This window comes from Streptomyces avidinii (assembly GCF_014650695.1).
Taxonomy (GTDB): Bacteria; Actinomycetota; Actinomycetes; order Streptomycetales; family Streptomycetaceae; genus Streptomyces; species Streptomyces avidinii.
This window is the reverse complement of record NZ_BMVL01000038.1, coordinates 1-9618: the sequence shown is the minus strand read 5'-3', so window position 1 is coordinate 9618 and position 9618 is coordinate 1. Positions and strand designations below refer to the sequence as shown.

Below are 9618 nucleotides of genomic sequence, written 5' to 3'. Positions count from 1 at the left end.
GGTCATCGTGAACACCGCGATCGTCGTGGTCGGCACCCTCACCACCGCCCTCTTCCTCCGGAACAAGGCCGCGAAGGACCTCGCCGCCGCCGGCTGAAACCCCTGACCCACCTGATCCACCCTCCCCCCGGAGGCGTGCCCGGCACGGTCCGCACCCGCCCCCACCGGACCCGCAGACCGTGCCGGGTCGCCGCGCCTCCCCAAGGTCTCCCACCCCAAGGTCTCCCACCGCGAGATCTCTCTTCTCAAGGAACGTGATGGACCTCCGTATCGAAGACCGCGTGTACCTCGTCACCGGCGCGTCGTCCGGAATAGGCGAGGCAACCGTCCGCCTCCTGGCCGCAGAAGGCGCCACCGTCGTCGGTGTCGCCCGCAAGCCGTGGAGCACCGAAGCCCTCGGCGACCGGGTCAGCACCGTCGCCGCCGACACCCTGCGACAGGTCTGACCGGCCGATGCGCGCTTCCCTCCTCGCCCTCGCCATCGGTGCCTTCGGCATCGGGACGACCGAGTTCGTCATCGTCGGTCTGCTCCCGGAAGTGGCCGACGACCTGTCCGTGTCCATCCCCTCCGCCGGCATGCTCGTCACCGGCTACGCCCTCGGTGTGGTCGTCGGCGCACCGCTCATGACCGCGGCCGGTGCACGGCTGCCGCGCAAGACCATGCTCGTCGTGCTCATGGCCGTCTTCATCGCGGGCAACCTGCTCTGTGCCCTGGCCGGCGACTACACCGCCCTGATGGGCGGCCGTCTGATCGCGGCCCTCACGCACGGTGCGTTCTTCGGGATCGGGTCCGTCGTGGCCGCCGACCTCGTGGCCCCCGACCGGCGGGCCAGCGCCATCGCCCTGATGTTCACCGGCCTCACCCTGGCCAATGTGCTCGGCGTACCTCTGGGCACCTTCCTGGGCCAGGAGTTCGGGTGGCGCTCGACCTTCTGGGCCGTGACCGGTATCGGGATCGTCGGACTGCTCGGCCTCATCGCCCTGGTGCCGGCGCAGCCTGCGCCGGAACGGGGGGCCCTGCGCGGTGAACTCGCCGTCTTCCGCAAGCCCCAGGTGTGGCTGGCGCTGACCACGACGGTCCTCGGCTTCGGCGGGGTCTTCGCCTCCTTCACCTACCTCGCCCCGATGATGACGGAACTGGCCGGCTTCTCCGACGGCGCCGTCGCGTGGCTCCTCGTCCTCTTCGGGGTCGGGCTGTGCGTGGGCAACGTACTCGGCGGCCGGGCCGCCGACCGGGCCCTGATGCCCAGCCTGTACCTCATCCTCGGCGGCCTCTGCCTGGTACTGGTGATCTTCACCTTCACCTCGCGGGCCGCCGTACCCGCCGCGATCACCCTGGCCGCCTTCGGCGCGATCGGTTTCGCCACGGTGCCCCCGCTGCAGGCGCGTGTGATGCAACAGGCCGCCGGAGCCCCGGCCCTCGCCTCCGCGGCGAACATCGCAGCCTTCAACCTCGGCAACGCCCTCGGGGCCTGGCTCGGCGGTCTCGCCGTCGCCCACGGCCTGGGGTGGACCTCGCCGACCTGGATCGGTGCCGGACTGGCCGCGGCCGGCCTGGGCACCGCGGCACTCTCAGGACGGCTCGACCGCGCGAGCCGCGGGCCCCGTGAGCCGCACCCGCACCCGCTTCCGCTACCGGACGCGGAACCCCCCCACCGCACCCCTCCCGACCGCACCGGGTGCCGGATACGGCACCCACTCCATCGTCGAACAGAAGTCGAGGTAGACGCACATGAACGGTGTCGATCGCCGGACCATGCTCACCCGCAGCGCGGCCGTCGTCACAGGCGCTGCGGTGACCGGCGCCCTGTCCGGCCCCATGGCGGCCGCCGCCCCCCACGCCCCCCACGCCTCCGGCGAGGCCGGCTCGGCCGCCGCCCACGCCGCCGGGACCGGGTCCGTCGTCAGGCCGGGGGATCCGCGCTACGACATGCTGACCACCGGCAACAACCAGCGTTTCGTGGCCCGCCCGGAATACATCAAGATGGTCCGCTCGACCGCGGACGCCGAACGCGCACTGAGAGACGCGGTCCGAGCGGGCAAGCGGGTCTCCGTGCGCAGCGGCGGCCACTGCTTCGCCGACTTCGCCGCGCACTCAGGCACCCAGGTCATCATCGACTTCTCGGAGATGACGCATGTCGGCTACGACCCGAAGTTCCGCGCGTTCGTCGTCGAGGCGGGCGCCCGCCTGATCAACGTGTACGAGGCCCTGTACAAGGGCTGGGGCGTCACCATCCCCGGTGGCATCTGCTACAGCGTCGGAGCCGGCGGGCACATAGCCGGCGGCGGCTACGGACTGCTCTCCCGGGCCCACGGCCTGGTCGTCGACCACCTCTACGCCGTCGAGGTGGTGGTGACCGACGGGAAGGGCGGCGTACGCACGGTCGTGGCCACCCGGGAGAACAACGACCCCAACCGGGAGCTGTGGTGGGCGCACACCGGCGGGGGCGGCGGCAACTTCGGTCTGGTGACCCGCTATTGGTTCCGCTCGCCGGGCGCGAAGGGCTCCGAACCCTCCGAACAGCTGATATCCCCGCCGTCGAAGGTGCTGGTGAGCGCCGTCGACTTCCCCTGGGAACAGCTGACCGAAGCCAAATTCACCCGGCTGCTGAAGAACTTCGGTGCCTGGCACGCCGCCAACAGCGCGCCCGACTCCCCGTACCGCAACCTCTCCAGCCTCTTCAACGTGAGCTCCAAAGCACACGGCAGCCTGGGCATGTTCACCCAGGTCGACGCCACCGTTCCGAACGCGAGAAAACTGCTGGACGACTATCTGGCGGCCATCACGGCCGGCACGGGAGTCACCCCCAAGGCACTCACCCGCCCGACCGGCGAGCTGCCGGCGATGCCGCAGCTGGCGGAGCCCAGGACGCTGCCCTGGCTCCAGGCGACCAGACTGGTCGGCACCAACAATCCGGTCATCACCGATCCGACCTCACGCGGCGCGCACAAGTCCGCGTACATGCGGAAGAACTTCACCGACCACCAGATCTCCGCGCTCTACCGGTACATGAGCCGGCCGGACTTCAAGAACCCGGACACCATGCTCGTGCTCTTCTCCTTCGGCGGGCAGGTCAACGCCGCAGCGCCGGACGCGACGGCCAACGCGCAGCGCTCGTCCATCTTCAAGATGTGCTTCCAGACCTTCTGGCAGGAGGAGGGCGAGGACGCGTACTACCTGGGCTGGCTGCGCGACCTGTACGAGGACTTCTTCTCGGCGACCGGCGGCGTGCCACTGATCGACGACAGCACCGACGGCTGCTACATCAACTACCCCGACCGCGATGTCACCGACCCCCGTCGCAACCGCTCCGGTGTGCCGTGGCAGACGCTCTACTACAAGGACAACTACCCGCGCCTCCAGCAGGTGAAGAGGAAGTACGACCCGTCGGACTTCTTCCGGCACTCCATGTCGATCAAGCCCGCCCGAGGGTGACCCCTTCCCACCCGTAACCCCTGGTCACAAGCCCCGTACCCCGGTCTCCGGAGTGCGGGGCTTTCGGCGTTCCCGCTCGGCCGTTCGAGTGGCCGCGGGCCTTCGTTGACTCCCCGGCCGGCTCCGGGAAAGCTGAGTCCTGGCCGGAAGAGGGCAGCCGAAAAGCCCCTCGCAGTGAGATCCGATCCCCTGGCCACCACCTTCGAAACGCCCGCGGCCCACCGCCGTGCCGCGCCCCCGCACGCCCCGCCACGGCTCGACCCCCGCACGTTCGCGCACCTCCCCGCTCCTCCCGCATGTCACCGCACGCCACCGCACCTCATGACACGTCAGAAAGCAGAGGAAGCCATGCGTTCCGTCGCCCTAGTCCTCGGCACCCGCCCGGAAGCCATCAAGTTCGCGCCGGTCATCCGCGCCCTCCGGGACGACCCGCGCTTCGCGCCCGTCGTGATCTCCACCGGGCAGCACCGCCAGATGCTCGACGAGACCCTCGACGCCTTCGGCCTCACCGCCGACGTCGACCTGAAGGTCATGGCCCCCAAGCAGACCCTCTCCCAGGTCACCTACCGTTCCCTGCGCGGCCTGGAGGACTACTTCGCCTCCGCACCCGCCGACGCCGTCCTGGTCCACGGCGACACCGCCACCACCCTCACCGGAGCGCTGGCCGGCTTCCACCAGCGGATCCCCGTCGTACACGTCGAGGCCGGACTGCGCAGCGGCCGGCTCGGCTCGCCCTTCCCCGAGGAGGGCAACAGACGGCTCGTCGCCCAGGTCGCCGCCCTCCACCTGGCCCCGACCCCCGGCAACCTGGCGAACCTGCTGCGCGAGGGCATCGCCGCCGACACGATCACCGTCACCGGGAACACCGTCATCGACGCCCTGCGCTGGGCCAGCGGCCGCGCCGAGAGCTACGGCGACCCGGCCCTGGCCGACCTCGACCGCGACCCGCGCCGGGTCGTCCTGGCCTCCGCGCACCGCCGCGAGGCATGGCCGCACCTGCCGCAGATCGGCCGGGCCCTGGCCCGCATCGCCGACGAGCCCGGAGTGCGCGTCGTCGTCCCGCTGCACCGCAACCCCGTCGTCCGCGAGGCGCTGCTCCCGCACATCGGCAGCCACCCGAGCATCACCGTCGTCGACCCGCTGCCGTACCTCAGCTTCTGCAAGCTCATGGGCCGCGCCGACGTCATCGTCTCGGACAGCAGCGGCAGCCAGGAGGAAGGGCCCGCGCTCGGCAAGCCCACGCTGGTCCTCGGCGACGTCACCGAGCGGTCCGAGGCGATCGTCGCCGGCACCGCCTGCCTCGTCGGAACCGCCACCGAGGGCATCGTCACCCGCACCCTGGCACTGCTGCGCGACCGGGTCGAGTACGACCGGATGGCCACCGCCGCCAACCCGTACGGCGACGGACGGGCCACCGACCGTACGGTCGCCGCCCTCGCCCACTTCTTCGGCCTGGGACCCGCACCCGAGCCCTTCGTCCCCGACAGCGCCGTCGACGAGCTCAGCGTCGAGCTCGCCCGTACGGCCGACTTCGCCCGCACCTGAAACCGGAGAGGAAACCGCCGCATGAGCGCCACCCCGTCCGCCGTCGAACGCCCGCTGAACTTCAGCACCCCGTACCTGAGGGCCGCGCTCGTGCGCGACGCCGTGGACTACACCGTCGAAGGCCGCACCATCGTCGTCAACCCCGGCGTGACGCCCGTGACCATCGCGGAGGAACCGCGCAAGACCATCCCCCCGCTCTCCTCGACCGTCCTCGCCGACACCCGCATCGAGAAGGCCGACGCGCTCCTCCTCCTGCGCACCGCCCCCGACGGCACCGACATCACCGGCATCGCCGCGGAACCCGGCTGGGCCCACCTCGCCGACCTCCTCGGCCCCGGCGGGTTCCCCCGGGAGACCACCCTGCACCGCAGCCCCCAGGACGACATCACCACCGTCCTGTTCGACCCGGCGCACGTACTCGGCGAGCGCGAGACCTCCCTGGACCTGCGCGAGTTCAACGTCCGGGCCAACCTCTGGTTCTCACCCGCCGGAACCGACTGCGCCGTCCACAACCAGCACGACTTCATCGAGGTCCACACCCAGGTCCACGGCCTGGGCCGGATGCAGCGCTTCCGGGACCGGGACCACGCCTCGCTCTACCAGGACGTCCTGATGAGCCCCGGCTACACCACCCCGGACCCGTTCTGCGCCACCGGCCCCCAGTGCACCTACCACTACCCCTGGCACCAGTACCGGGCCGACACCGACTGCATCTGGCTCGCCATCGAGTACCACCCCGTACCCCGCGCGCTGCGCACCCTCCACCCCGCGACCGCCCTCACCTCCCCGGAGAACCCGTCATGACCGCCACCGGCAAGAACCCCGCAACCGTCCTGCGCACCCCGAAGTTCACCGCTGAGGTCGTCGCCGACCAGCTCCGCGACGGCTACTGGCTGGAGGCGCCCGACATCGACGGGGACGGCAGGCCCGACCTGTTCGGCTACGGTCTGCGGCTCGGCGAGATCTACTGGTACGCCAACGACGGCGACTGGACCCGCCGGCTGATAGCCGACCGGATCAAGATGCCCGTCGGCGCGGACTTCGCCGACGTCAGCGGCAACGGACACCCCGACGTCATCGTCTGCTACGACCTGTACGGCCCGATCGGCACGATCCACGACGCCAACACCGAGGGCGGCAAGATCGACTGGCTGGAGAACCCGGGCACCCCCGACAAGGACGAGTCCCGTTGGAAGCGCCACTACGTCGGCCGCGCCACCGGCATGCACCGCCTGCGCGCCGGCCACTTCACCCGCACCGACCGGCTCCAGATCATCGGCCTGCCGATCGTCGCCAAGGAGGACGTGCACGCCGTACTGCCCGTCGTCCTGTTCACCCAGCCCGACGACGTGCACACGGCGGAGGAGTGGCCGATGACCGTCATCGACGACAGCCACTTCCGGATGATCCACGGCGCCGAGAAGAAGCAGGGCCTCGTCCCCGGCTCCGCTCTCGAATCCCTGCTGCTGGCCTCCGACGAGGGCGTCACCTGGCTCTGGTTCGACGAGGCCCGCCAGGAGTGGGTGCGCGAGCTGATCGGCACCGGCGAGCTCACCCAGTTCGAGCAGACCGGCTTCCGCGGCAGCGGTGACCTCAACGCGGGGCGGCTCGGCGACGACCCGATGGCGTACGTCGCCGCCATCGAGCCCTTCCACGGCAACACCGTGGCCGTCTACACGAAGGCCGAGGGCGGCGAGGGCTGGAACCGCGTCCTGCTCGACGTGTACGGCGACCCGAACGAGAACGGCGAGGGCCCCGGCCACCAGATCGTCTGCGCCGACTTCGACGGCGACGGGGACGAGGAGTTCCTCGTGGCCCTGCGCGGACCGTGGCCCTGGCAGGGCGTCATGTACTACAAGGCGATCGACGCCGCCAACGGCGTCTGGGCCAAGTGGCGGGTGTCCGAGGAGTCCGTCGCCCGCATCGCCACGGCCGACTTCAACGGGGACGGCCGCCTCGACTTCGCCACCATCGCGTACTCCGTCCAGAACTACTACGTGGCCAAGGACGCCAAGCTCATGGTCTACCGCAACGAGATCGACCAGTAGACCCCCCTCCCTCGGCCCCGACCGGGCAGTCCCGTACGCCCCTTCGCGCCGCCGGGACCGCGCACCGCACGGCGGAGCACGGTCCCGGCGGCTGTCCCCGACGAACCCCACTTCCGAAAGAGCGATTCCCTGTGGCCTCCATGACGCCCTCCGAAGCCGCGAAGCGGGCCAAGCTGCCCTCCCTCACCGGCCTGCGGTTCTTCGCCGCGCTCCTCGTCTTCTTCTTCCACTCGTCCCTGACCGACTCCCCGATACCGCCGAACGCCCCGATCAACCCCTTCGCCGACGCCTCGATCGCCGACGGGTTCTCCACGGCCTTCAGCAAGGCCGGCTACCTCGGAGTCTCGTTCTTCTTCGTGCTCTCCGGCTTCGTCCTCGCCTGGGCCTCGCGGCCCGGCGAGCGGGTCACGGCCTTCCTCCGCCGAAGACTCCTGAAGATCTTCCCGAACCACGTCGTCGTCTTCACCGCCGCGATGATCCTCTTCGCCGGCGCCGCCGTCACCAGCGTGGCCGACTGGCTGCCGAACCTGCTCCTCCTCCACACCTGGTTCCCGCAGGCGAGCGTCAACCTCAGTGTGAATCCGCCGAGTTGGTCCCTCGGCAGCGAGCTCCTCTTCTACGTGCTCTTCCCGCTGCTCATCGTCCCGATCCGCAAGATCGGGGGAGCGGCGCTGTGGGTGTGGAGCGGCCTGATGGTCGTCGGCATGGTCGCCGTCCAGCTGATCTCGACCTACGTCGTCCCCGACACCCCGAAGTCGGCCATCACGCCCGTCTCCGACATGCAGTTCTGGTTCGGCTACCTGCTGCCGCTGGGCCGCGTCTTCGAATTCGCCCTCGGGATCCTGCTCGCCCGCGTCGTCCTGGCCGGGCTCTGGCCGCGGCGCGTCGGCTTCGGTGCCGCCCTGGTCCTGACCGTGCTCGGCTACGCCGCCGCGCTCGTCGCCCCGTTCCAGTACGGCTTCGTCGTCGCCACGATCGTTCCGGTCGCCGCGCTCATCGGTGCCACCGCCCAGGCCGACGTGGACGGCCGGGCCACCTTCCTGCGCAGCCGGCCCATGGTGTGGCTCGGCGAGGTGTCCTTCGGTTTCTACCTCGTCCAGGGCGTCACGATCTTCTACCTCCGCTCGCTGCTGGGCGAGAACACCTACAGCGTCCCGGTGGCCCTGCTGGTGATCGCCGGCTTCTTCGCGGCTTCGCTGCTGGGCGGCTGGCTGCTGTTCCGCTTCGTCGAGATGCCCGCCATGCGCCGATTCGGCCGTGCCGGGCCCCGTACCCGGTCCGTCCCGGACGCGGTCGCCACCGCACCGTACGAGGGCCGGGGCGAAGACCAGGACGCGGCTCCGGTCCCTGCCGCGACGGGCGGCCGCACCGGCTGACCGCCCGGCCCGCTCCGGCAGCCCCTACCGTTCCCCGCCCGCGTCGGCATCCGCCGACGCGGGCTTCGGGGCGTCGTGCCCGGGTGCTGCCGCGGGACCGGCGGTCAGGCTCGACAGCATGCGCAGCGCCGCGTCGGAGGGCGAGGACTCGGGGGCGCTGTAGAGCAGCATCCGGTGGTTGGTGCCATCGGTGAGGTGCAGGTTCTCGAAGTCGAGGGTGAGCGGACCCACCACCGGGTGGTGCAGGTTCTTGGTGCCGACGGTGCAGTCCCGTACCGGGTGCTTGGACCACAGCGAGGCGAAGTCCGGGCTCTGCAGCATCAGGGACCCGATCAGCTCGGCGAGTGCCCGGTCCTGCGGATTGCGCCCGGCGACCAGGCGCAGGGCGGCCAGGGCGACCCGGGCCTCGCTCTTCCAGTCCGTGTACAGCTCCCGGGTGTGCGGGTCGAGGAACAGCATCCGCGTGAGGTTCGGACGTACGGCCGGATCGTCGGGGCTCGCCGGGTCCACATGACCCGCGAGCAGGGCGTGGCCCAGCGGATTCCAGGCCAGCACGTTGTTGCGGCCGTCCAGGACGACGGCCGGGACCTGTGGCATCGCGGCGATCAGCCGGCGCGTGGTCGCGCGGGCGTACTCGGGACGCGGCGACGGGGCGCGCTTGGCGCGCGGCGGCCGGGCGAGGTTCAGCAGGTGCGCGTGCTCGTCCGGGGTCAGCCGCAGGGCACGGGCCAGGGCGTCGAGGACGCTGTCCGAGGCGTTCGTGCTCTGCCCCTGCTCCAGGTGCGTGTAGTACGTGATGCTCACGCCGGCCAGGAGGGCGAGCTCCTCACGCCGCAGCCCGGGCACGCGCCGGCGGGTGCCGTGGGAGGGGAGCCCGACGTCCTCGGGCTGGAGCTGGGCGCGACGAGTGCGGAGGAACTCGCCCAGGGCAGTCGGTGTGTCCATGCGTTCCAGTGTGCCGGGGGAGGGCGCCGAACGGTGCCCGTGAAGGTGGCCCTGGGAGTGCTAGCTTGCCCGGCGCCAGCACAACCAGGGGGCTGGGTAACCCTCTGCGACCGGTCCAGAGTCGATGACGCAACAGCTCGTTGCGTGATCGAGAGGATGTGTTCGCGATGTCGGTGGTCGAGGGTGCGCGGGTCGATACGGGGACCGGGGGCCCCGTTCGTCTGGATGGTCGTTTGAAGTTGGTTCTGGTGGTGCTGCTGGTGGCGCA

7 protein-coding genes and 1 pseudogene are annotated in these 9618 nt (G+C 70.8%); 7 read left to right on the top strand and 1 reads right to left on the bottom strand.

The annotated features are described in order from the left end of the window. Positions 1-257 precede the first annotated feature (257 nt). The 7 genes and pseudogenes from IE257_RS37505 to IE257_RS37480 all read left to right on the top strand — a co-directional run bounded on the left by IE257_RS37505 (position 258) and on the right by IE257_RS37480 (position 8405). Positions 258-446, top strand: coding sequence for an SDR family NAD(P)-dependent oxidoreductase (locus IE257_RS37505; protein WP_189974578.1), 189 nt, complete (start codon positions 258-260; stop codon positions 444-446). Between the two features lie 7 nt (positions 447-453). Then, positions 454-1605: pseudogene (locus IE257_RS38815) on the top strand (MFS transporter); the annotation flags it as partial. Between the two features lie 127 nt (positions 1606-1732). Further along, complete coding sequence (locus tag IE257_RS38810; RefSeq protein WP_229920907.1) at positions 1733-3436, top strand: FAD-binding oxidoreductase; 1704 nt, start codon at positions 1733-1735, stop codon at positions 3434-3436. A gap of 348 nt (positions 3437-3784) precedes the next feature. Then, positions 3785-4981 (top strand): non-hydrolyzing UDP-N-acetylglucosamine 2-epimerase, encoded by a 1197-nt coding sequence (gene wecB / locus IE257_RS37495; protein ID WP_189974576.1) that lies wholly within the window; start codon positions 3785-3787, stop codon positions 4979-4981. A 21-nt stretch (positions 4982-5002) separates the two neighbouring features. Further along, the gene (locus IE257_RS37490; RefSeq protein ID WP_189974574.1) at positions 5003-5785 is read left to right on the top strand and encodes a hypothetical protein; all 783 of its coding nucleotides are present in this window, start codon (positions 5003-5005) and stop codon (positions 5783-5785) included. Next, entirely contained in the window at positions 5782-7029 is a 1248-nt protein-coding gene (locus IE257_RS37485) for an FG-GAP repeat domain-containing protein (RefSeq protein ID WP_189974572.1), read from the top strand. The genes IE257_RS37490 and IE257_RS37485 overlap by 4 nt, the downstream gene beginning before the upstream one ends. 140 nt (positions 7030-7169) lie before the next feature. Next, positions 7170-8405, top strand: a complete 1236-nt coding sequence (locus IE257_RS37480) for an acyltransferase family protein (protein ID WP_189974569.1) — start codon at positions 7170-7172, stop codon at positions 8403-8405. A gap of 24 nt (positions 8406-8429) precedes the next feature. Here IE257_RS37480 and IE257_RS37475 read toward each other — a convergent pair whose 3' ends face one another. Then, positions 8430-9350: a helix-turn-helix domain-containing protein gene (locus tag IE257_RS37475; protein ID WP_189974567.1), complete on the bottom strand. Its 921-nt coding sequence runs from the start codon at positions 9348-9350 to the stop codon at positions 8430-8432. Between the last annotated feature and the right edge of the window lie 268 nt (positions 9351-9618).

Coding starts and splice junctions, on each gene's coding strand:
- IE257_RS38810 (WP_229920907.1), top strand. CDS start 1,733: ATGAACGGTGTCGATCGCCGGACCATGCTCACCCGCAGCGCGGCCGTC.
- IE257_RS37485 (WP_189974572.1), top strand. CDS start 5,782: ATGACCGCCACCGGCAAGAACCCCGCAACCGTCCTGCGCACCCCGAAG.
- wecB (WP_189974576.1), top strand. CDS start 3,785: ATGCGTTCCGTCGCCCTAGTCCTCGGCACCCGCCCGGAAGCCATCAAG.
- IE257_RS37475 (WP_189974567.1), bottom strand. CDS start 9,350: ATGGACACACCGACTGCCCTGGGCGAGTTCCTCCGCACTCGTCGCGCC.
- IE257_RS37490 (WP_189974574.1), top strand. CDS start 5,003: ATGAGCGCCACCCCGTCCGCCGTCGAACGCCCGCTGAACTTCAGCACC.
- IE257_RS37480 (WP_189974569.1), top strand. CDS start 7,170: ATGACGCCCTCCGAAGCCGCGAAGCGGGCCAAGCTGCCCTCCCTCACC.
- IE257_RS37505 (WP_189974578.1), top strand. CDS start 258: ATGGACCTCCGTATCGAAGACCGCGTGTACCTCGTCACCGGCGCGTCG.